Source organism: Pseudomonas guangdongensis (assembly GCF_900105885.1).
GTDB lineage: Bacteria > Pseudomonadota > Gammaproteobacteria > Pseudomonadales > Pseudomonadaceae > Geopseudomonas > Geopseudomonas guangdongensis.
This window is the reverse complement of sequence record NZ_LT629780.1, coordinates 2,278,770-2,298,823: the sequence shown is the minus strand read 5'-3', so window position 1 is coordinate 2,298,823 and position 20,054 is coordinate 2,278,770. Positions and strand designations below refer to the sequence as shown.

General features: G+C 69.6%; 21 protein-coding genes. 11 read left to right on the top strand and 10 right to left on the bottom strand.

What is annotated here, in order from left to right:
• Nucleotides 1-59: 59 nt before the first annotated feature.
• From scpB to BLU22_RS10815, 4 genes are read right to left on the bottom strand one after another with little or no spacing between them, the layout of a single operon-like run.
• Complete coding sequence (gene scpB / locus BLU22_RS10830) at nucleotides 60-878, bottom strand: SMC-Scp complex subunit ScpB (RefSeq protein WP_090214334.1); 819 nt, start codon at nucleotides 876-878, stop codon at nucleotides 60-62.
• Nucleotides 875-1,705 carry a segregation and condensation protein A gene (locus BLU22_RS10825; protein WP_394327552.1) on the bottom strand — a complete coding sequence of 277 codons (831 nt, stop codon included), beginning with the start codon at nucleotides 1,703-1,705 and terminating at the stop codon, nucleotides 875-877. The genes scpB and BLU22_RS10825 overlap by 4 nt, the downstream gene beginning before the upstream one ends.
• A 51-nt stretch (nucleotides 1,706-1,756) precedes the next feature.
• The gene (locus BLU22_RS10820; protein WP_090214331.1) at nucleotides 1,757-2,386 is read right to left on the bottom strand and encodes an L-threonylcarbamoyladenylate synthase; all 630 of its coding nucleotides are present in this window, start codon (nucleotides 2,384-2,386) and stop codon (nucleotides 1,757-1,759) included.
• Between the two features lie 9 nt (nucleotides 2,387-2,395).
• The gene (locus tag BLU22_RS10815) at nucleotides 2,396-3,256 is read right to left on the bottom strand and encodes a PHP domain-containing protein (RefSeq protein ID WP_090214329.1); all 861 of its coding nucleotides are present in this window, start codon (nucleotides 3,254-3,256) and stop codon (nucleotides 2,396-2,398) included.
• 140 nt (nucleotides 3,257-3,396) lie between these two features.
• Here BLU22_RS10815 and BLU22_RS10810 point away from each other — a divergent pair, with 140 nt between their 5' ends.
• From BLU22_RS10810 to BLU22_RS10795, 4 genes are all read left to right on the top strand, one after another.
• Nucleotides 3,397-3,696 (top strand): YciI family protein, encoded by a 300-nt coding sequence (locus BLU22_RS10810; protein WP_090214327.1) that lies wholly within the window; start codon nucleotides 3,397-3,399, stop codon nucleotides 3,694-3,696.
• Between the two features lie 29 nt (nucleotides 3,697-3,725).
• Nucleotides 3,726-4,409 (top strand): response regulator transcription factor, encoded by a 684-nt coding sequence (locus tag BLU22_RS10805; protein ID WP_090214325.1) that lies wholly within the window; start codon nucleotides 3,726-3,728, stop codon nucleotides 4,407-4,409.
• Between the two features lie 101 nt (nucleotides 4,410-4,510).
• Nucleotides 4,511-4,939: a hypothetical protein gene (locus tag BLU22_RS10800; protein ID WP_090214324.1), complete on the top strand. Its 429-nt coding sequence runs from the start codon at nucleotides 4,511-4,513 to the stop codon at nucleotides 4,937-4,939.
• A gap of 68 nt (nucleotides 4,940-5,007) precedes the next feature.
• On the top strand, nucleotides 5,008-6,330 hold the full coding sequence (locus BLU22_RS10795) for a sensor histidine kinase (protein WP_090214322.1): 1,323 nt from the start codon (nucleotides 5,008-5,010) through the stop codon (nucleotides 6,328-6,330).
• Nucleotides 6,331-6,453: 123 nt separating this feature from the next.
• Here BLU22_RS10795 and BLU22_RS10790 read toward each other — a convergent pair whose 3' ends face one another.
• From BLU22_RS10790 to BLU22_RS10780, 3 genes are all read right to left on the bottom strand, one after another.
• Complete coding sequence (locus tag BLU22_RS10790; protein WP_090214321.1) at nucleotides 6,454-7,599, bottom strand: serine hydrolase domain-containing protein; 1,146 nt, start codon at nucleotides 7,597-7,599, stop codon at nucleotides 6,454-6,456.
• Between the two features lie 96 nt (nucleotides 7,600-7,695).
• On the bottom strand, nucleotides 7,696-9,840 hold the full coding sequence (gene dinG, locus BLU22_RS10785) for an ATP-dependent DNA helicase DinG (RefSeq protein WP_090214319.1): 2,145 nt from the start codon (nucleotides 9,838-9,840) through the stop codon (nucleotides 7,696-7,698).
• 106 nt (nucleotides 9,841-9,946) lie between these two features.
• Nucleotides 9,947-10,279 carry a DUF1145 domain-containing protein gene (locus BLU22_RS10780; RefSeq protein WP_157718991.1) on the bottom strand — a complete coding sequence of 111 codons (333 nt, stop codon included), beginning with the start codon at nucleotides 10,277-10,279 and terminating at the stop codon, nucleotides 9,947-9,949.
• 156 nt (nucleotides 10,280-10,435) lie between these two features.
• Here BLU22_RS10780 and BLU22_RS10775 point away from each other — a divergent pair, with 156 nt between their 5' ends.
• Complete coding sequence (locus BLU22_RS10775) at nucleotides 10,436-10,903, top strand: YchJ family protein (RefSeq protein WP_090214316.1); 468 nt, start codon at nucleotides 10,436-10,438, stop codon at nucleotides 10,901-10,903.
• Nucleotides 10,904-10,907: 4 nt separating this feature from the next.
• Here the strand turns inward: BLU22_RS10775 and BLU22_RS10770 are convergent, their stop codons facing one another.
• Nucleotides 10,908-11,402, bottom strand: a complete 495-nt coding sequence (locus tag BLU22_RS10770; RefSeq protein ID WP_090214314.1) for a hypothetical protein — start codon at nucleotides 11,400-11,402, stop codon at nucleotides 10,908-10,910.
• Nucleotides 11,403-11,526: 124 nt separating this feature from the next.
• On the opposite strand from BLU22_RS10770, the gene BLU22_RS10765 reads away from it, so the two are divergent.
• From BLU22_RS10765 to BLU22_RS10750, 4 genes are all read left to right on the top strand, one after another.
• Nucleotides 11,527-12,024: an LEA type 2 family protein gene (locus BLU22_RS10765; protein WP_090214312.1), complete on the top strand. Its 498-nt coding sequence runs from the start codon at nucleotides 11,527-11,529 to the stop codon at nucleotides 12,022-12,024.
• Nucleotides 12,025-12,027: 3 nt separating this feature from the next.
• Complete coding sequence (locus tag BLU22_RS10760) at nucleotides 12,028-12,231, top strand: SEC-C metal-binding domain-containing protein (protein WP_090214311.1); 204 nt, start codon at nucleotides 12,028-12,030, stop codon at nucleotides 12,229-12,231.
• A 7-nt stretch (nucleotides 12,232-12,238) separates the two neighbouring features.
• Nucleotides 12,239-12,703, top strand: a complete 465-nt coding sequence (locus BLU22_RS10755; protein ID WP_090214309.1) for a DUF2489 domain-containing protein — start codon at nucleotides 12,239-12,241, stop codon at nucleotides 12,701-12,703.
• Between the two features lie 151 nt (nucleotides 12,704-12,854).
• The gene (locus BLU22_RS10750) at nucleotides 12,855-15,260 is read left to right on the top strand and encodes a penicillin acylase family protein (protein WP_090214308.1); all 2,406 of its coding nucleotides are present in this window, start codon (nucleotides 12,855-12,857) and stop codon (nucleotides 15,258-15,260) included.
• A gap of 113 nt (nucleotides 15,261-15,373) precedes the next feature.
• Here the strand turns inward: BLU22_RS10750 and dcd are convergent, their stop codons facing one another.
• Nucleotides 15,374-15,940: a dCTP deaminase gene (gene dcd / locus BLU22_RS10745; protein WP_090214307.1), complete on the bottom strand. Its 567-nt coding sequence runs from the start codon at nucleotides 15,938-15,940 to the stop codon at nucleotides 15,374-15,376.
• Between the two features lie 327 nt (nucleotides 15,941-16,267).
• Between dcd and BLU22_RS10740 the strand changes: the two genes are divergently transcribed.
• On the top strand, nucleotides 16,268-16,477 hold the full coding sequence (locus tag BLU22_RS10740) for a cold-shock protein (RefSeq protein ID WP_090214305.1): 210 nt from the start codon (nucleotides 16,268-16,270) through the stop codon (nucleotides 16,475-16,477).
• A 98-nt stretch (nucleotides 16,478-16,575) separates the two neighbouring features.
• Here the strand turns inward: BLU22_RS10740 and apbC are convergent, their stop codons facing one another.
• The gene (gene apbC / locus BLU22_RS10735) at nucleotides 16,576-17,667 is read right to left on the bottom strand and encodes an iron-sulfur cluster carrier protein ApbC (protein WP_090214304.1); all 1,092 of its coding nucleotides are present in this window, start codon (nucleotides 17,665-17,667) and stop codon (nucleotides 16,576-16,578) included.
• Nucleotides 17,668-17,941: 274 nt separating this feature from the next.
• On the opposite strand from apbC, the gene metG reads away from it, so the two are divergent.
• Nucleotides 17,942-19,987, top strand: coding sequence for a methionine--tRNA ligase (gene metG / locus BLU22_RS10730; protein WP_090216391.1), 2,046 nt, complete (start codon nucleotides 17,942-17,944; stop codon nucleotides 19,985-19,987).
• The last annotated feature ends 67 nt before the right edge of the window (nucleotides 19,988-20,054 follow it).

Genomic DNA, 20,054 nt, shown 5'->3' with positions numbered 1-20,054 from the left:
CGATGACCGGCGCCACGCACCCGACAAGACTGGACGGCAGCCGGGGCGCTGGCAAGCGCTCAGCCCTGCCGCTCATCGTCGGTGTCCGGCCCTGCCGCACCGGACAGCGCGTCCGCCTCGGCCAGCGCCGGCAGCGGCAGGTCCTCGAAGTCGCTCTTGAGGCCCTGCTCCATGGCATCCAGCTCGGCCAGCAGGCTGCGGAAGCTGGTTTCCGCCGCCGCTTCGGCCGGCTCGACGCCCTCGCCGTCTTCACCCGCCTCGGCCAGCGCCAGATCGGCGCGCGCCTGCAGACTGGCCGGCACCGCCGGGTCGTCGTCCTCGTCGGGCGCCGGCAACTGCGGCTCCAGTTCGCGCAGCACGGCCAGAGGCGGCAGCTCGTCGAGGCTCTTCAGGTTGAAGTCGTCGAGAAAGCCGCGGGTGGTGGCGAACAGCGCCGGACGCCCCGGCACCTCGCGATGTCCGACCACGCGGATCCACTCGCGCTCCTGCAGGGTGCGGATGATGTTGCTGTTGACCGCCACGCCGCGCACGTCCTCGATCTCGCCACGGGTGATCGGCTGGCGATAGGCGATCAGCGCCAGGGTCTCCAGCAGGGCCCGCGAGTAGCGCTGCGGGCGTTCCTCCCAGAGCCGCCCGACCCAGGGCGCGAAGCGCGCGCGCACCTGCAGGCGGTAGCCCGAGCCCACCTCGCACAGCTCGAAACCGCGCCCCAGGCAGCTGCCGCCCAGTATGCCAAGGGCCTCGCGCAGCAGCTTGGGCGAGGGTCGCTCGACCTCCTCGAACAGCTCGCCGAGGGCTTCGATGGACAGCGGCTTGCCCGCCGCCAGCAGGATGGCCTCCAGCAAAGGGGCCAGTTGCCGGGGATCGTTGAGGTTCATGCCGGTTCGGACTCCTGGGTAATGACGGCCGCGGATTCGCCGCGCAGGCGCACATGGATGGGCGCGAACGGCTCGTTCTGCACCAGCTCGACCAGCGACTCCTTGATCAGTTCGAGGATCGCCATGAAGGTCACCACCACGCCGAGGCGCCCCTCCTCGACACCGAACAGCGTGGCGAAAGCGACGAAGTCGCCGCCGGCCAGGCGTTCGAGCACCTCGCTCATCCGCTCGCGGGTGGACAGCAGTTCGCGGGTCACCTGGTGGCTCTCGAACAGCTCGGCGCGGCGCATCACCTCGGCCATCGCCAGCAGCACTTCCTCCAGGCACACCTGCGGTAGCAGGGTGCGCGCGCGCGCCTCGGGGGCCGGCAGCTGCGGCACATGCAGCTCGCGACCGACCCGCGGCAGGGCGTCCAGCTCCTCGGCGGCCTGCTTGAAGCGCTCGTACTCCTGCAGGCGGCGGATCAGCTCGGCGCGCGGATCGTCCTCCTCGGCGCTCGCCTCGCTGGAGCGCGGCAGCAGCATGCGCGACTTGATCTCGGCGAGCATCGCCGCCATCACCAGATACTCGGCGGCCAGCTCCAGGCGCACGCTCTTCATCAGTTCGACGTAGCCCATGTACTGGCGGGTGATATCCGCCACCGGGATGTCGAGGATGTCGATGTTCTGCTTGCGGATCAGGTAGAGCAGCAGGTCGAGCGGCCCCTCGAAGGCGTCGAGGAACACCTCCAGGGCATCCGGCGGGATGTACAGGTCCTGCGGCAGGTCGGTGAAGTCGCGGCCATAGACGCGCGCCGGCGGCGCGCTGGGCTCGCCGCCGCCGTGCAGCGCTGCGTCGGGGGACGGTTGCTGTTCAGTCACCGGGTACATCCACCACCGTCAGGCCTGCACCCGGAACGGCTGCGGGTCGCCACAGCCCTCGCGCAGCACCTGGGGATCGCCGTCCACCAGGCTGACCACCGTGGACGGCTCCAGGCCGCCATAGCCGCCGTCGATGATCAGGTCGACCAGCTTTTCCAGGCGCTCGCGGATCTCGTAGGGATCGTTGAGGGCCTCCTGGTCGCCCGGCAGGATCAGCGTCACGCTCATCAGCGGTTCGCCCAGTTCGGCCAGCAGCGCCTGGGCGATGGGATTGGCCGGCACGCGCAGGCCGATGGTGCGCCGCTTGGGATGCAGCAGCATGCGCGGCACCTCGCGGGTGGCGTCGAGGATGAAGGTGTACGGCCCCGGCGTGTGCGCCTTGAGCAGGCGGAAGGCGCTGGTGTCGACCTTGGCGTACTCGCCCAGCTGCGACAGGTCGCGGCACACCAGGGTGAAGTTGTGCTTGTCGTCCAGCCGGCGCAGGTGGCGGATGCGGTCCAGCGCCGCCTTGTCGCCCAGCTTGCAGCCGAGCGCGTAGGAGGAGTCGGTGGGATAGACCACCACGCCGCCGGCGCGAATGATGTCCACGGCCTGCTTGACCAGCCGTGCTTGCGGGTTTTCCGCGTGGATCTGAAAGAACTGGCCCATGACGTTTCCTTATGCGGGTGGGGATTGCCGGTCGCGCAGCCGTGTCGCCAGTTGCGGCAGGTCGTCCGGCAGGCCGCGGTAGCGGCCCAGCTCGGACCACAGGCGCGGTCCGTGAAAATCGCTGCCGGCGCTGGCCAGCAGGCCGAACTCGCGGGCGAGGATGGCGAGCATGCCGACCTGGCTGTCCACCTGCGGGCCGTTGGCGACCTCGAGGGCATGGCCACCGCCGGCGGCGAAATCGCTCACCAGGCGGCGCCGCTTGCTGCGAGTAAAGTCGTAGTGGCAGGGATGCGCCAGACTGATCCAGGCCCCCGACTGGCGCAAGGTCTGCAGGGTGCTGTCGAGGGTCGGCCAGTGCTGCTTGACGTCGCCGAGCTTGCCGGCGCCCAACCAGCGCTGGAACGCCTGGGCATGGTCCTTGACGTAGCCGGCGGCCACCATGTAGCCGGCGAAGTGCGGCCGCGACGGCGCGTTGCCGCTCTCGCCGCGCGCCTGCTGCACCTGGCAGGCGCCCTCGAAGCAGCCGGGCATGCCCTTGGCGGCGAGCCGCCGGCCGATCTCCTCGGCGCGCGCCCAGCGCCCGGCGTGCAGCGCCGCCAGCGCCTCGCCCAGGGCCGGCGCGGCGGGGTCGAAGCCGTAGCCGAGCACATGGATGGTCGCACCGCCCCAGGTGCAGGACAGCTCGACGCCGTCGACTAGGGTCAGGCCCAGTGCCGCCGCCGCGGCATGCGCCTCGGCCAGTCCTTCGAGGGTGTCGTGGTCGGTCAGCGCCAGCAGCTCCACGCCCTGCGCGCAGGCCCGTTCCACCAGGGCGCTGGGCGTCAGCAGCCCATCGGAGGCGGTACTGTGGCAGTGCAGGTCGGCAAGCATGGCGATCTTTTCCGTCTTTTGTGGTCTGTTATTATGCGCTTTCACCGCCGTTCATGGCGCGCCGACGACGAAATTCCGCCATCGCGCCGCTCTCCCCTGCCTTCCTGCGCCGCCTTGCGGCCCACTCCGAAAGGATCGCCATGCTCTACGCCATCATCGCCACCGATGCCGCCAACTCCCTCGACGCGCGCCTGGCTGCCCGCCCGGCGCACCTCGAACGCCTGCACGCCCTGCGCGATGCCGGCCGCCTGGTGCTGGCCGGCCCGCACCCGGCCATCGACAGCAACGACCCCGGCAGCGCCGGCTTCAGCGGCAGCTTGATCGTCGCCGAATTCGACTCCCTCGACGCCGCCCGCGCCTGGGCCGACGCCGACCCCTACCGTGCCGCCGGCGTGTATGCCGACGTGCTGGTCAAGCCGTTCCGCCAGGTTCTGCCCTGACCCTTCGCCGCCCGGATACCCCGACCGCCATGAACGACCTGCTGCTGATCGACGACGACCGCGAACTGACCGAGCTGCTCGCCACCTGGCTGCAGCAGGAAGGCTTCCAGGTACGCGCCTGCCACGACGGCGCCAGCGCCCGCGCCGCCCTCGCCGGGCAGGCGCCGGACGCCGTGGTGCTCGACGTGATGCTGCCCGACGGCAGCGGCCTGGAGTTGCTCAAGCAGTTGCGCGGCGAACACCCCGAGCTGCCGGTACTGATGCTCTCGGCGCGCGGCGAGCCGCTGGACCGCATCCTCGGCCTGGAACTGGGTGCCGACGACTACCTGGCCAAGCCGTGCGACCCGCGCGAGCTGACCGCCCGGCTGCGCGCCGTGCTGCGCCGCGTGCAGCCGGGCAGCACGGCCAGCAACACCCGCCTGGAGCTGGGCGATCTGAGCTACAGCCCGAGCCGCGGGGTGGCCATGCTCGGCGAGCAGGAAGTCGCCCTGACCCTCTCCGAGAGCCGCATCCTCGAAGCCCTGCTCGGCCAGCCCGGCGAGCCGCTGGACAAGCAGGCGCTCGCCCAGCTCGCCCTCGGCCGCAAACTGACCCTCTACGACCGCAGCCTGGACATGCACATCAGCAACCTGCGCAAGAAACTCGGCGCCCATGCCGACGGTCGCTCGCGGATCATGGCCAGCCGCGGGCGCGGCTACTACTACGCGCCCTGACCCCTTTACCGCGGATTTACCCTCGCCTGACGGCCGTTGACCTTGCGCGCCCTAGACTGAACTCATCCGGCACCCCGCCGACCACGAGAGAGGAAACGATCATGCGCAAGACCCTCACCGCCCTGCTGCTCGCCGCCGCCCTCCCCACCCTGGCCATCGCCGGCCCCGGCATGGGCGACGGTTACGGCCACGGCGCGCACCACATGAAAGGCGACGCCACGCACATGATGCGCGGCCTCGATCTCGACCGCGAGCAACACCGCAAGATCCGCGATGCCCAGCGCGAGCAGATGAAGGAACACCGCGCCATCGTCCAGCGCTACCTGGACAAGCTGCCGGCCGCCGACAAGGCCGCCATGGAGAAGGAACTGCAGGCCAACCGCGACAAGCAGCAGAAGGCCATCCGCGACACCCTGACTGCCGAGCAGCAGAAGCGCTTCGACGAACTGAGCAAGGAGCGCGAACAGCGCCGCGCCGAACGCACCGAGTTCGAAGCCTGGAAAGCCGAGCGCGAGCAGAAGGCCCAGTAACCCCACCCCCAGCCTCGCTGGCGGGCCGCCCGACGGCGCTCGCCGCGAGGCGTTCGAGAGCCGAACCCATGCGTTCCCTGTTCTGGCGCATCTTCGCCACCTTCTGGCTGGCCATCGCCGTGGTCGCCGGACTGTCCCTGCTGCTCGGCCATGCGCTGAATCAGGACGCCTGGATCCTCGCCCGCCACCCCGGCATCCACAACGTCGCCGCACAGTGGACGCAGCGCTACGAGAACCATGGCGCCGCCGCCGCCCAGCACTACCTGGAGCGCCACAAGCATCGCCGCCACATCGACGTGCAGGTGCTCGACGAAAGCGGCCAGCTGCTGGTGCAGGGCACCTTCCCGCGCCGCGCCGCGGCCTTCGAGGCCCGCCAGCGCCACCGCGAGCGGCTGCCCTGGCGCCGCCTGACCGAGGAATACGCCAGCCCCGAAAGCGGCCAGACCTACCTGTTCATCTACCGCATCCCCAAGGCCGAACTGGCCGAGTGGCACCTCGACAGCCTGCTCTGGCCGGCCAGCGCCATGGGCATCGCCCTGGTGGTGATGACCCTGTTCAGCCTGCTGCTGACCCTGTCGATCACCCGCCCGCTGGACCGCCTGCGCAGCGCCGTCCACGACCTCGGGCGCACCACCTACCAGCAGCACAGCCTGGCCCGCCTGGCCCGCCGGCGCGACGAGCTGGGCGTGCTGGCCCGCGACTTCAACCGCATGGGTGCGCGCCTGCAGGACCTGATCGGCAGCCAGCGCCAGCTGCTGCGCGACGTCTCCCACGAACTGCGCTCGCCGCTGGCGCGCCTGCGCGTCGCCCTGGCCCTGGCCGAGCGCGCCGACCCCGAAGCCCGCGCCCGCCTGTGGCCGCGCCTGGGCCAGGAGTGCGATCGCCTCGAAGCCCTGATCAGCGAGATCCTCGAACTGGCGCGGGTCGACAGCGAGAGCAGCCAGCGCCAGCCCATCGACCTGCCGGCGCTGCTCGGCAAGCTGCGCGAAGACGCCCACCTGCTCGCTCCCGAGCAGGCCATCTGCATCGAGGTGCCGGAGGGGCTGCAACTGTCCGGCTGGCCGGACCTGCTCGAGCGCGCGCTGGACAACCTGCTACGCAACGCCGCGCGCTTCAACCCGGCCGACCAGCCTCTGGAAGTCGCCGTCCGCCGCGACGCCGGCCAGCTGAGCATCAGCGTGCGCGACCACGGCCCCGGCGTCGCCGCCGAACACCTGGCGCACCTGGGCGAACCCTTCTTCCGCGCCCCCGGCCAGGCCAGCCCCGGCCATGGCCTCGGCCTGGCCATCGCCCGCCGTGCCGCCCAGCGCCACGGCGGCCAGCTCGGCCTGGCCAACCACCCGGACGGCGGCTTCGTCGCCACGTTGGAGCTGCCGCTGGAGTCAGGATGAATTTAGAAGGGGCAATCCGATCGGCTCCGAACCACGCGTGCAGCCACGAAATCCGGGCTCAACAGCGATACCGGCACATCACCACCGACTGCAGCGCTCCGCGAGCACCGGCATGACGCCCACTTACAGGCACTCCCCCACCAGCCGCGCCAGCTTCTGCGCCCGCGGGTCCATCAGCACGTACGGCCCCAGCGTGTTGACCACGAAGCCGAACGCCACTTCCCGTTCGGGGTCGGCGAAGCCGATGGAGCCGCCGGCGCCGGGGTGGCCAAAGGCGTGGCGGCCGAGGCCGTAGGTGGCGTTGGGCAGCTCGGGCTGGTCGAGCATCAGACCCAGGCCCAGACGGGTGGAGGTCAGCAGGGTGCGGTCTTCGCCCCGGCTGTATTCGCGGGTCATCTCGGCGAGCAGGGCGCTGTCGAGCAGGCTGCCGTCGAGCAGTCCCGCGTAGAAGCCGGCCAGGCTGCGCGCGTTGCCGTGGCCGTTGGCCGCCGGCTGCGCCATGCGCCGCCACTCCGGCTTGTTGGTGCTGGTCATGATCGACGGCGGGTTGGTGAAGGCGCGGGTGGTCATGGCCTGCGGCTCGCGCAGCATGGCGTTGAGCACGCGCTGGGCGGCGGCGTCGCCGAGGTTGCCCTTGCCGCGGGAGATGTGGGCGATGCGGTGGAACTCGCTGTCGGCCAGGCCGATGTGGAAGTCGAGGCCCAGCGGCCGCGCGGTGCGCTCGACGATCACCTCGCCGGGATTGCGCCCGGTGGCGCGGTGGATCGGTTCGCCGATCAGCCAGCCGTAGGTGATGGGTGCGTAGCCGTGACCGTCGCCCGGCGTCCACCACGGCGCCTCGGCGGCCAGCGCGGCGGTCATCGCCTCCCAGTCGTAGAGGGCTTCCGGCGGCAGCGGCTGGCGGATCGCCGGCAGCCCGGCGCGATGGCTGAGCAGTTGGCGCAGGGTGACGTGCTGCTTGCCGGCGGCGGCGAACTCGGGCCACAGGCGGGCGACCGGCGCGTCCAGCTCCAGCTTGCCCTCGCCGACCAGCTGCAGCGCCGCGACGGCGGTGAAGGCCTTGGTGCAGGAGTACAGGTTGAGGAGGGTGTCGCTGTGCCAGGGCTCCTGACCGTCCCTGTCGGCCATGCCGGCCCACAGGTCGAGCACCGTCTCGCCGCCGACCTGCACGCACAGCGCGGCGCCGCGCTCCTGCGGTTCGTCGAACAGCTCAGCGAAGGCGTCCTTCACTGCCTCGAACTGCAGGTCGAAATAGCCGTGGATGTGCATGGGGACTCCTGTGCCAAGTTTACGGTGGCGCGCGGCCGCGGGCGTGACTGCCGCGCACGACGCGCCGGGTGCGTCGCGCGCACCGACACTATGAACTCAGTCGATCTGCCGGCGGAACGGCGGCAGGGTGTTGAGAATGGCCTTGCCGTAGCGCTGGGTGACTACGCGACGATCCAGCAGGCTGACGGTGCCGGTGTCCTGCTCGGTGCGCAGCAGGCGGCCGCAGGCCTGGATCAGGCGCAACGAGGCGTCCGGCACGGCGATCTCCATGAACGGGTTGCCGCCGCGCGCCTCGATCCACTCCGACAGCGCCGCCTCGACCGGATCGTCAGGCACGGCGAAGGGGATCTTGGCGATCACCACGTGCTCGCACCAGGCGCCGGGCAGGTCGACGCCCTCGGCGAAGCTGGCCAGGCCGAACAGCACGCTGGGCTCGCCGTCGTCGACCCGCGCCTTGTGCTTGTTCAGCGTCTCCTGCTTGGACAGGTTGCCCTGGATCAGCACGCGCTTGCGCCAGTCGCGGTCGAGGCCGTCGAACACCTCCTGCATCTGCTTGCGCGAGGAGAACAGCACCAGGCTGCCGCGCGCGCCTTCGAGCATCGCCGGCAGCTCGCGGACGATCGCCGCGGTGTGCTCGTCGGCCTTGCGTGGGTCGGCCTTGAGGTCGGGCACCCGCAGCACGCCGGCCTCGGCGTAACGGAACGGGCTCGGCACCACCGCGGTGGCGGCGGCCTTCGGCAGGCCGGAGCGCATGCGGAAGCGGTCGAAGCTGCCCAGCGCGGTGAGGGTCGCCGAGGTCACCAGGGCACCAAAGGCGGCGTTCCACAGGTGGCGGCGCAGGGTCTCGGCGGCGAGGATCGGGCTGGCGTTGACCTCGATGTCGTGGTAGCTGCCGTTCTCCACCAGGGTCATCCAGCGCGCGGTGGGCGGGCTGTCCTCGGGGTCCTCGGCGGTAAAGGCGCCCCACAGCTCCCAGTTGCTCTGCGCCCGCGCCAGCAGGCTGCCGAACAGCGGATACCACTCCTCGGCCTGGTAGCTGGTCACCCCGGCGCTGCCGTCGCCGTCCATGGCCTCCTTGAGGATCTCGCTGAGGCGGGTGAACTGGTCGGTCAGGCGATTGAAGCCCTTCTTCAGCTCGATGCCCATCTCGCGCAGGTGCTCGGGCACCACGCCGCCGGCGAAGCGGTGGCGTGGGCGCTCGCGACCTTCCATGTCCTCGCCGGGGCGGAAGTCGCCGATTTCCTCGCAGGCGCTGTAGACGAACTGCTGCTGGGCGCGGATTTCCCGCGCCAGTTCGGGAATGCCCTCGATCAGCCGGCCGAACTCGCCGGGCAGCGGGTTCTGCGCCAGCAGGCGGGTGAGGTTCTTGGCGACCTGCTCCAGCCAGTCGGCGGTGGCGCGCAGGCGGGTGAAGTGGGCGAAGTGGTTGATCGCCTTGTCCGGCAGGTGGTGACCCTCGTCGAACACGTAGAGGGTGTCGCCGGGTGGTGGCAGGATGGCGCCGCCGCCGAGGGCCAGGTCGGCCAGCACCAGGTCGTGGTTGGTGACGATCACGTCGACCTTGGTCATGCCCTCGCGGGCCTTGTAGAAGGCGCACTGCTGGAAGTTCGGGCAATGCCGGCCGGTGCACTGGCTGTGGTCGGTGGTCAGCCGCGCCCACTGTTCGTCCTCCAGCGCCTCCGGCCAGCTGTCGCGGTCACCGTCCCAGCGGTTGCCGGCCAGGCGTTCGATCATCTTGGTGAACAGTTTCTGGCTGTCCGCGTCGATGTCGATGCGAAAGCCCTCCTCCTCGAACAGCTGGGCGGTGGCACCCTGGGCGGCACCCTCCTGCAGCAGCAGATCGAGCTTGGACAGGCACAGGTAGCGGCCGCGACCCTTGGCCAGGGCGAAGCTGAAGTTGAGGCCGCTGTTGCGCATCAGGTCGGGCAGATCCTTGAACACGATCTGCTCTTGCAGGGCGACGGTGGCGGTGGCGATCACCAGGCGCTTGCCGGCGCTCTTGGCCAGCGGGATGGTGGCCAGGCAGTAGGCGACGGTCTTGCCGGTGCCGGTGCCGGCCTCCACCGCCACCACGGCCGGATCGCCCTGACGCTTGCCTTCGTCGTCGACCGGGATGGCGCCGAGGCCCTTGGCCACTTCGGCGATCATCAGCCGCTGGCCGTAGCGCGGCTTGAGTTCCTTGGCTTCGAGGAAACGGGAGTAGGCGCCCTGGATCTGGGACTTGAGTTCGTTGCTGAGCATGGCGGGCGCGCTGGATATACGTTCAGTAGCCGGATGGCTGGCTATGATAGCGCGCCGGGCCGGCGGCTGCAGACCGATTGCGCCTGCCGCCGCCAGGGCGGCGGGCTCAGGCCGCCGAACGCAGCGGCTCGGGCGTGGCGGCAGGCGCGTCGGCGCGACTAGCCTGCGGACGCAGCAGCGGCGCCACCGCGGCCCGCTCGCGCGGCAGCCGGAAGGCACCGCACAACAGCACGCCGAGGGTGGCCAGCCACGGCCGGGCGCAGGCGCCCAGTTCGCGCCGATAGAGCCACGCCTGCAGCAGATGCAGGCCCAGCAGGCCGGCGGCGGCGAGCTGCAGCAGCAGGTCGAAGGGCGCGGCGAAGGGGCGCAGCAGGTTGCCGGCCAGCGCCAGCCACAGGGCGGCGACCGACAGGCTGCCGAGCAGGTTGAACAGTTTCATGGGAGGCTCCTCGCGGGCGATGCGCCACCTTAGCGGCATCGCCGCGCAGTGCCAAGCCGGGCGTCGAAGCGTGGCGACGGACGCAGCGCGGCGTCTGGCCGCCAGCCGGCCGCAGGGTTACCCTTGCGCCCCCTTGCCATGCCTTCAGGAACACCGATGACTACCCTCTGCCCGTGCGGCAGCACCCTGGCTCTTGCCGACTGCTGCGGCCGCTTCCACGCCGGCGCCCTGCCGGACAGCGCCGAGATGCTGATGCGCTCGCGCTACAGCGCCTACGTGCGAGGCCTGATCGACTATCTGGTCGCCACCACCCTGCCCGCCCAGCAGGCGGCCCTGGATCGCGCGGCGATGGCCGAGTGGAGCGCGCAGAGCCAGTGGCTGGGCCTGCAGGTGGAGGAGCATCGCCCGCTCGGTGGCACGCCGCCACGCGCCCAGGTGACCTTCACCGCCCGCTGGCGCGATGCCGGCGGCGAGCAGGCGCACCGCGAGCGCTCGGACTTCGTCTGCCTGGACGGCCGCTGGTACTTCATCGACCCCACGGTGCGCCTGACACAGGGCCGCAACGATCCCTGCCCGTGCGGCAGCGGGGCGAAGTTCAAGAAGTGCTGCGCGCCGCTGCTGTAGCGGATCAGTCGAGCAGGCGCAGATGCTCGATGCGCGGCTGCACGGACGGGCGCGCCTCGCGTAGCTGGCCCAGGTCGCTGCCCGGCGGGGCCAGACTGAGCCGCTGCAGGTCGAGCTGCGGCGGCTGCGGCCGGGGACGGGCATCCTGCAGATCGGCGCCCAGCGGGGCCAGGCCGAAGTCCGGGGCCTCGACATGGCGGAACGCCGCCATGTACTCGTCGCGCGGTTCCACCGACAAGCCGCAGCCCGTGGCCGCCGGCGCCTCGACCGGACGCAGCGGCTCGATCCGCACGCACACGCCGATGCGCTCCAGAGTCAGGCGGTACTTGTCCGCCGCCGCCGCGTCCAGGCCGCTCTTGATCACCACCGGCCGCCCGCAGAACAGCGCCGCCACCCGCGCGGCATCGACCTGGAACAGGCGCGCGAAGGCTTCGCGCACTGCCTGCTCCTCGAAGCCGGGCAACAGTTCGCCGGTCAGCATCACTTCATAAACTTCCATCGGCGTCACACTCCTGTCCTTTTCCCTGCGCAATATGGCACGACTTTTTCTTGCAACATATTCGCAACACACGTTGCAGCCCGCCTGTCGATTGTTACACTCGGGCATCCAACGGAGTCACCGCATGTCTGTTCCGGCATCACCCACAAGAAACTTCGCCCTGCTGCTGATCCTGCTCGCCAGCGCCAGTCTGAACGGCTGCGCCACCTGGTTCGGCGGCGGCTTCAAGGATCCCGACGTGCAACTGGTCCAGGTCGAGCTGATCCGCGCGCGCCTGCTGGAGCAGGAGTTCAAGCTGCACTTTCGCATCGACAACCCCAACGACTTCAGCCTGCCGGTGCGCGGTCTGGCCTATAAGGTACACCTCAACGACATCCAGCTGGCCCACGGCGAATCGCCGATGTGGTTCACCGTGCCGGCCCACGGTCACGAGTCGTTTGCCGTGTCGGCGCACAGCAACCTCTGGCGGCACATGAAATACATCGTCAAACTACTGGAGAAGCCCGAGCAACCCATCCGCTACCGTCTCGACGGCGAGGTCAAGACCGGCCTGCTGTTCGGTCGCAGCATCGACCTGCAGCGCAGCGGCGAGGTGATTCCCGGCGATTTCATTCCGGAGTGAACGATGAGCAACCAGCCCCACGTCCATGGTCCGCACTGCGACCATTCGCACGATCATGCGCACCACCACGAACCCCATGTCCACGGCCCGCACTGCAACCACGGCCCCGCCCAGGAGCCGACGCGCAATCCGCTGAAGGACGTCGGCCGCAACGACCCCTGCCCTTGCGGCAGCGGCGCGAAGTTCAAGAAGTGCCACGGCGCCTGACGCGGCCATGAGCGCCCTGTCCATCGCCCTGCTGGCGGCCGGCAGCCTGCTGGTGCTGGCCCTCGCCGCCTACGCCCTGTACCTGTGGCGCCGGGTGTGGCAGCAGCAGAAGGCGCTCGCCGCCGCCGAGCAGGAGCGCCAACAGCGCCTGGGCGGCGACCTGCGCGTGCTCGCCGGCAGCCTGCTCGACGAGCAGCTGCCGCTGATCGAGGGCGCCATCCGCATCAAGGTGCTGCTCGACAACTACGACATCCATCTGAGCAACCACGCGCACTGCCAGGTCTTCCACACGCTGTTCGCGGAAACCTCCGGCATCCCCACCCATGCCGCCTGGAAGGCGTTGCCTCGCGACGCCCGGCGTCAGCACGAGAAGCGCTTCAGCGAGCTGGAACTGCAGCACAAGGCGGCGGCGCGCAAGGCCGCCCGCTGGCTGCTCGACGAAGGCCTGCAGGCGCCGCGCGCCCAGTCCTGAACCCTGCGCGCCGGCCATCCCCCATGGCCGGCGCGCAGCGCGTCCGCCGCCGCTTGCCAGGCCTGCGCCGCCCGACTACCTTGGCGCCCGATCCGCCATCCCGGTCTCTTTTTCCCAGCCGCTCTGCCTGCCCCGAGCCAGGAGCCTTGCCATGTTCCAGCCCTTCCTCCACCGCCGCACCCTGCTCAGCGGCGCCGTGCTCGCCGCGACGCTCGGCCTTGGCGGCTGCCAGGCCTGGCTGGAGCGCCAGGGCGCCGACCTGCCGCCGAGCAGCGGCGTGCAACCGCTCAAGGGCCTGGCGCAGAGCGTGTCGATCCGCCGCAACGCGCTGGGCGTACCGCTGATCGAGAGTCACAGTTTCCACGACGTACTGTTCGCCCTCGGCTACGTGCATGCCAGCGACCGCCTGCAGCAGATGCTCGGCCTGCGCCTGCTGGCCGAGGGCCGCCTGGCCGAGCGCGCCGGGCCGGCGGCACTGGACGGCGACCGCCTGATGCGCGCGCTGAACCTGCGCGCCGATGCGCGGATCGTCCACCAGAACGCCTCGCCGCGCCTGCGCCAGTTCCTTGAGGTCTATGCGCGCGGCGTCAACGCCTACCTGTTCCGCCAGCGCGACAGGTACAGCGCCGGCGGCTACCGGCCGGCCTACTGGAAGGCGGAGGATTCGGCCCTGCTGTTCTGCCTGCTCGATTTCGCGCTGGCCGGCAACCTGCAGGAGGAGATCGCCGGCCTGCTGCTGGCCGACAAGGTCGGCGCCGAACAACTGGCCTGGCTGCTGCCGACCTACCCGGACGAGCCGCTGCCGGTCGACGAAGCCGACAAGCTCAAGGGCATCGCCCTCGGCGGGCAGACCCGGGCGCTGGCCGGCCTGGCCGCCAACCTGCGCCACCTCGCCGGCCTGAACCTGCAGGGCGATCTCTCCAGCCAGTGGGCGGTCGCCGCGCCGCGCAGCCACTCCGGGCGCAGCCTGCTGGCCAGCGACAGCCACCAGAGCGGCGAGACACCACTGTGGCACCTCGTCCAGCTGCGCGCGCCGCGCTACCAGGCCAGCGGCATCGCCCTGCCCGGCCTGCCGCTGCTGCTGTCCGGCTTCAACGGCTCGCTGGCCTGGAACATCGGCCGCAGCATGGGCGACAGCCAGGACCTGTTCCTCGAACGGCTGCGGCGCAGCGGCGGACGCCTGGAATACCTCGCCGACGGCCAGTGGCTGCCACTGCGCGAACGCCAGGAAACCTTCTTCGTCCGCGGCCAGCGTCCGCAGCGCGAGGCGTTCTACGCCAGCGCCCACGGCCCGCTGCTCGGCGGCACGACCGGCCCCCTGGGCATCGCCCTCAAGCGCGCGGAGTTCGCCGGCGACCGCAGCCTGGACGCCTTCTTCGAGCTGTCGCGCGCGCCCTCGGTGGAGGCCGCCCACGACGCGGTGCGCGAGATCCGCGCCCCGGCGGTCAACCTGCTGTACGCCGACGCGCGCAGCATCGCCTGGCAGGTCGGCGGCCGCTACCCGAACCGCAGGAGCGGCCGCGGCCTGCTCCCCTCGCCCGGCTGGGAGCGCCAGTACGGCTGGGACGGCTATGCCGACAGCATGCTCCATCCCTACGACCAGGACCCGCCACAGGGCTGGCTGGGCGACGCCAACCAGCGCAGCGTGCCGGGCGGCTATGGCGTGCAACTGTCCAATGCCTGGTACTACCCGGAGCGCGCCGAGCGCATCGCCGAACGCCTCGCCGCCGACCGCCGCCACGATGCGCGCAGCCAGATCGCCCTGCAGTACGACCAGCGCACGCCGTTCGCCGCCAAGCTCCAGAGCCTGCTCGCCGACCCGGCGCTGGCGCAGCCGCTCGCACGCGCCATCGCCACCCTGCCCGCCGCCGAGCGCACCCGCGCCGAGCTGGCGCTCGCCCGCCTGCAGGTCTTCGACGGCCAGCTCTCGGCACACTCGGCGGATGCCGCGCTGTACGCCGCCTTCCTGCAGGAAAGCGCACGACAGACCTTCCTCGACGAACTCGGCGGTGAACAGGACGCCGCCTGGCTGGCCTTCGTCGACCTGGCGCGCTTCAACTACTCGGCCCAGGCCGACCACCTGCTCGGCCGCGCCGACAGCCCGTTCTGGGACGACCGGCGCACACCGCAGGTCGAGGACAAGCCGGCCATCCTCGCCCGCAGCCTGGCCGCCGCGGTCGCCCAGCTGGACAGCCAACTGGGCAGCGACCGCCGCCGGTGGCAGTGGGGCGCACTGCACCGCTACCCGCAGCTCGCCGGTGCGCGCACGCCGCTGCCGGCCGGAGGCGACCACTCCACCGTGAATCTCGCCGCCGGCTCCTGGGGTACCCGCTTCGACGCCTGGAGCGCCCCGGCGCTGCGCCTGGTGGTCGACTTCGCCCTCGACGAGCCGCTGCAGGCACAGGTGCGCGGCCAGTCCGAACACCCGACCAGCCCTTACCACGCCGCCGCTCGGGAAGCACTGCTCAAGGGCCGCTACACGCCCCTGCCCCTGCGCGAGGCCAACCTGCAGCGTGCCTACGGCAACCAGCGCCTGCTGCTGACGCCGGTGCGCTGAACTCATACCCGCAGGTACAGGCGGCGCACGGGGCGTGCAGCCTGTCCGCCGAGCGGCCACAAAAAAGCCGGGCTGCATGGCCCGGCTTGTCGTTGTCTCGGTCCGCCCCGGCCTCAGGCCTTGGGCAGCGTCACGCCGACCTGACCTTGGTACTTGCCGCCGCGATCCTTGTAGGACACCTCGCAGGCCTCGTCGGACTGCAGGAACAGCATCTGCGCCACACCCTCGTTGGCGTAGATCTTCGCCGGCAGGGTGGTGGTGTTGGAGAACTCCAGGGTCACGTGCCCCTCCCACTCCGGCTCCAGCGGGGTGACGTTGACGATGATGCCGCAACGCGCATAGGTACTCTTGCCCAGGCAGATGGTCAGCACGTCGCGCGGGATGCGGAAGTATTCGACGGTACGCGCCAGGGCGAAAGAGTTCGGCGGGATGATGCACACCGGCCCCTTGACGTCGACGAAGCTCTTCTCGTCGAAATTCTTCGGGTCGACGGTGGCCGAATGGATGTTGGTGAACACCTTGAATTCGTCGGCGCAACGCACGTCGTAGCCGTAACTGGAAACGCCGTAGGAGATCACCCGTTCGGACTCGGCACCGCGCACCTGCCGCTCGACGAAGGGCTCGATCATGCCGTGCTCGAGGGCCATGCGGCGAATCCACTTGTCCGATTTGATGCTCATGGCGACTGTCCTGCTTGGGCTGTGCGTGAATGAATCAGGCGCGCATCTTACCGGGGCCGAAGGCCCGCTTCAAAGGCCCGCCGATGGCGGGCAAGCGGAACGACTCGGGAGCACCGCCGGTCGCCGACTACAAGAAATCGAAAATAAAGCTCGCATCCTGACGAAAACCGCGTATGGTTACTGGGCTGCTGCTGCATGTGTCACCGTGAATCGCAACATGTTTAGATTTCGATCCAACCATCGCCACGACTCCTAACTCCTTGCACTCAGTTCCAGCTCGGGATTTTCCGAGCACCCACACTTCAAATTCATGCAAGGAGACATTTCATGTCTAATCGCCAAACCGGTACCGTCAAGTGGTTCAACGATGAAAAAGGCTTCGGCTTCATCACTCCGCAATCCGGCGACGACCTCTTCGTACACTTCCGTGCCATTCAGAGCGACGGTTTCAAGAGCCTGAAAGAAGGCCAAGCCGTTTCCTTCGTCGCGACCCGCGGCCAGAAGGGCATGCAAGCCGAGGAAGTTCAGGTCATCTAACCTGCACTTCTCGAAAAAACCCGCTTCGGCGGGTTTTTTTATGCCCGCGATTTCTCCCCGGCACGGGCAATGGCAGCGCCGCCGCCCGTGCTCGCGGCTCAATCCTCGCTGATGCTGATGCTGGGCATCGCCACGCTGCCGACTTGAAGGGCCAGCCGCGCGCCGACCTTGCGCGCCAGCAGCTGGTAGGTCAGCGCCAGCGGGCCGTCCGGCTCGGCGACCACGGTCGGCTTGCCGCCGTCGGCCTGCTCGCGAACCGCCATGGCCAGCGGCAGCGAGGCCAGAACCTCGACGCCGTACTGCGCGGCCAGCTTGGCGCCACCACCCTCGCCGAACAGGTGCTCGGCATGGCCGCAGCTGGAGCAGACGTGCACCGCCATGTTCTCCACCACGCCGAGCACCGGGATGTTGACCTTGGCGAACATCTCCACGCCCTTCCTGGCATCCAGCAGGGCCAGGTCCTGCGGGGTGGTGACGATCAGCGCGCCGGCCACCGGCACCTTCTGCGCCAGGGTCAGCTGGATGTCGCCGGTACCCGGCGGCATGTCCACCACCAAGTAGTCGAGGTTGTCCCAGGCGCTCTGGGTGATCAACTGCAGCAGCGCGCCGGAGGCCATCGGCCCGCGCCAGACCATCGGTGTGCGCTCGTCGGCAAGGAAGGCCATCGACATCACCTGCACACCGTGAGCCTCGAGCGGCACGAACCACTGGCCGTCCTTCACCTGCGGGCGGGTGCCGTCCTTGATGCCGAGCATCAGCCCCTGGCTGGGGCCGTAGATGTCGGCGTCGAGGATGCCGACCCGCGCGCCCTCGCGCGCCAGCGCCAGCGCCAGGTTGGCGGCAGTGGTCGACTTGCCGACGCCGCCCTTGCCGGAGGCCACGGCGATGACGTTCTTCACCCCGGCCAGCGCCTGGGTCTGCGCCGGCACCTGGTGCGCCGGGATCACGCAGTCCACCTGCACCGACGCCTCGGTCACGCCGTCGAGGTTCTCCAGGCCGGACTCGAGCAGCTCGGCCCAGCCGGCCTTGAACAGGCCGGCGGCATAGCCCAGCTCCAGACGCACGCGCACGCGGCCACCGTCGATGGCGACGTCGCGCAGGCAGCCGGCGCTGACCGGGTCCTGATCGAGATGCGGATCAAGGTACTGACGCAGGACCGCCTCGACGGCGGCGCGGGTGACGGCACTCATGGGTGACTCCCGGAAAATGGTTGAGCGAAACAGGTGGCTATCCTACCCGAGCGACGGGCCCACGCGGAGCTGCAGGGTGGAAAACTCGCGCAGCGATTCTCCACGCGCTGGCCACCCACCCTGCCGCTGCGCCATGGCGGGAAAGGCCTGCGACCGTTTCCCTTCCTACGCATAAGATGCCGCACGCAGCACCGCCAGCCCCCACGGATGAAAAAAACCGCCCGTGCCTATATAGTTCCCGCCTTTCCCTGTTTCGCCAGTGCAGCCGATCATCATGTCCGAGCCCCGCCAGATTCTCGTTACCAGCGCCCTGCCCTACGCCAACGGCTCCATCCACCTGGGCCACATGCTCGAGTACATCCAGACCGACATCTGGGTGCGCTTCCAGAAGCAGCGCGGCAACCAGTGCATCTACGTGTGCGCCGACGACGCCCACGGCTCGGCGATCATGCTGCGCGCCGAGAAGGAAGGCATCACCCCGCAGCAGCTGATCGACGGTGTGCAGGCCGAGCACAGCGGCGATTTCGCCGACTTCCTGGTCAACTTCGACAACTTCCACTCGACCCACTCGATCGAGAACCGCGAACTGGCCACCGGCATCTACCTGAAGCTGCGCGACGCCGGGCACATCGCCACCCGTTCGGTGACCCAGTACTTCGACCCCGAGAAGGGCATGTTCCTCGCCGACCGCTTCATCAAAGGCACCTGCCCGAAGTGCGCCGCCGAGGACCAGTACGGCGACAACTGCGAGAAGTGCGGCGCCACCTACGAGCCGACCGAGCTGAAGGACCCGCGCTCGGCGATCTCCGGCACCACCCCGGTGCTCAAGGACTCCAAGCACTTCTTCTTCAAGCTCCCCGACTTCGAGGCGATGCTGAAAGAGTGGACCCGCAGCGGCGCCCTGCAGGACGCGGTGGCCAACAAGATCGCCGAATGGCTGGACGGCGGCCTGCAGGAGTGGGACATCTCCCGCGACGCGCCCTACTTCGGCTTCGAGATCCCCGACGAGCCGGGCAAGTACTTCTACGTCTGGCTGGACGCCCCAGTCGGCTACATGGCCAGCTTCAAGAACCTCTGCGCGCGCCGCCCGGAGCTGGACTTCGACGCCTTCTGGAACAAGGATTCCACCGCCGAGCTGTACCACTTCATCGGCAAGGACATCGTCAACTTCCACACCCTGTTCTGGCCGGCGATGCTGGAAGGCGCGGGCTACCGCAAGCCGACCGCGGTCAACGTGCACGGCTACCTGACCGTCAACGGCCAGAAGATGTCCAAGTCGCGCGGCACCTTCATCAAGGCGCGTACCTACCTCGACCACCTCAATCCCGAGTACCTGCGCTACTACTACGCCAGCAAGCTGTCGCGCGGCGTGGACGATCTGGACCTCAACCTCGAGGACTTCGTGCAGAAGGTCAACTCGGACCTGATCGGCAAGGTGGTCAACATCGCCAGCCGCTGCGCCGGCTTCATCCACAAGGGCAACGGCGGGGTGATGGTCGACGCCAATCCCGAGCCCGAGCTGTGGGACGCCTTCCAGGTCGCCGCGCCGAGCATCGCCGAGGCCTACGAGCAGCGCGACTTCGGCCGCGCCATGCGCGAGATCATGGCCCTGGCCGACCGCGCCAACGCCTGGATCGCCGACAAGGCGCCGTGGGCGCTGAACAAGGTCGAGGGCAAGCAGGCCGAGGTACAGGAGATCTGCGCCTTCGGCGTCAACCTGTTCCGCCAGCTGGTGATCTTCCTCAAGCCGGTGCTGCCCAACCTGGCCGCCGCCGCCGAGGGCTTCCTCAACATCGCCCCGCTGACCTGGCAGGACCACGCGCTGCGTCTGGCCAACCACCAGCTGAATCCGTTCACCCCGCTGATGACCCGTATCGAACCTGCAAAGATTGACGCCATGATCGAAGCCTCCAAGGAAGACCTCGCCGCCCAGTCCACCGAAGCCGCCGCCCCCGCAGGCAACGGCGAGCTGGTCAAGGAGCCGCTGGCCCCCGAGATCAACTTCGACGCCTTCGCTGCGGTGGATCTGCGCATCGCCCTGATCGAGAAGTGCGAGTTCGTCGAGGGCGCCGACAAGCTGCTGCGCCTGACTCTGGACATCGGCGACGCCAAACGCAACGTGTTCTCCGGCATCAAGTCCGCCTACCCGGACCCGAGCCAGCTGGAAGGCCGCCTGACCCTGTACGTCGCCAACCTCGCGCCGCGCAAGATGAAGTTCGGCCTGTCCGAGGGCATGGTGCTGGCCGCCGGCCCCGGCGGCGAGGAGATCTTCCTGCTCAGCCCGGACGCCGGTGCTAAGCCGGGCCAGCGCGTGCACTGACAGCACCTTCGGGACGCGGAGCGTCCCCGGAGGCGTGCCCACGCGGGAGCGTGGGCACGATCAGCCT

What these genes read in the sequence shown, in the direction of transcription:
- scpB (WP_090214334.1), bottom strand. Translation starts at nt 878, where the DNA reads ATGAACCTCAACGATCCCCGGCAACTGGCCCCTTTGCTGGAGGCCATC.
- BLU22_RS10820 (WP_090214331.1), bottom strand. Translation starts at nt 2,386, where the DNA reads ATGGGCCAGTTCTTTCAGATCCACGCGGAAAACCCGCAAGCACGGCTG.
- BLU22_RS10815 (WP_090214329.1), bottom strand. Translation starts at nt 3,256, where the DNA reads ATGCTTGCCGACCTGCACTGCCACAGTACCGCCTCCGATGGGCTGCTG.
- BLU22_RS10810 (WP_090214327.1), top strand. Translation starts at nt 3,397, where the DNA reads ATGCTCTACGCCATCATCGCCACCGATGCCGCCAACTCCCTCGACGCG.
- BLU22_RS10805 (WP_090214325.1), top strand. Translation starts at nt 3,726, where the DNA reads ATGAACGACCTGCTGCTGATCGACGACGACCGCGAACTGACCGAGCTG.
- BLU22_RS10800 (WP_090214324.1), top strand. Translation starts at nt 4,511, where the DNA reads ATGCGCAAGACCCTCACCGCCCTGCTGCTCGCCGCCGCCCTCCCCACC.
- BLU22_RS10795 (WP_090214322.1), top strand. Translation starts at nt 5,008, where the DNA reads ATGCGTTCCCTGTTCTGGCGCATCTTCGCCACCTTCTGGCTGGCCATC.
- BLU22_RS10790 (WP_090214321.1), bottom strand. Translation starts at nt 7,599, where the DNA reads ATGCACATCCACGGCTATTTCGACCTGCAGTTCGAGGCAGTGAAGGAC.
- dinG (WP_090214319.1), bottom strand. Translation starts at nt 9,840, where the DNA reads ATGCTCAGCAACGAACTCAAGTCCCAGATCCAGGGCGCCTACTCCCGT.
- BLU22_RS10780 (WP_157718991.1), bottom strand. Translation starts at nt 10,279, where the DNA reads ATGAAACTGTTCAACCTGCTCGGCAGCCTGTCGGTCGCCGCCCTGTGG.
- BLU22_RS10775 (WP_090214316.1), top strand. Translation starts at nt 10,436, where the DNA reads ATGACTACCCTCTGCCCGTGCGGCAGCACCCTGGCTCTTGCCGACTGC.
- BLU22_RS10770 (WP_090214314.1), bottom strand. Translation starts at nt 11,402, where the DNA reads ATGGAAGTTTATGAAGTGATGCTGACCGGCGAACTGTTGCCCGGCTTC.
- BLU22_RS10765 (WP_090214312.1), top strand. Translation starts at nt 11,527, where the DNA reads ATGTCTGTTCCGGCATCACCCACAAGAAACTTCGCCCTGCTGCTGATC.
- BLU22_RS10760 (WP_090214311.1), top strand. Translation starts at nt 12,028, where the DNA reads ATGAGCAACCAGCCCCACGTCCATGGTCCGCACTGCGACCATTCGCAC.
- BLU22_RS10755 (WP_090214309.1), top strand. Translation starts at nt 12,239, where the DNA reads ATGAGCGCCCTGTCCATCGCCCTGCTGGCGGCCGGCAGCCTGCTGGTG.
- BLU22_RS10750 (WP_090214308.1), top strand. Translation starts at nt 12,855, where the DNA reads ATGTTCCAGCCCTTCCTCCACCGCCGCACCCTGCTCAGCGGCGCCGTG.
- dcd (WP_090214307.1), bottom strand. Translation starts at nt 15,940, where the DNA reads ATGAGCATCAAATCGGACAAGTGGATTCGCCGCATGGCCCTCGAGCAC.
- BLU22_RS10740 (WP_090214305.1), top strand. Translation starts at nt 16,268, where the DNA reads ATGTCTAATCGCCAAACCGGTACCGTCAAGTGGTTCAACGATGAAAAA.
- apbC (WP_090214304.1), bottom strand. Translation starts at nt 17,667, where the DNA reads ATGAGTGCCGTCACCCGCGCCGCCGTCGAGGCGGTCCTGCGTCAGTAC.
- metG (WP_090216391.1), top strand. Translation starts at nt 17,942, where the DNA reads ATGTCCGAGCCCCGCCAGATTCTCGTTACCAGCGCCCTGCCCTACGCC.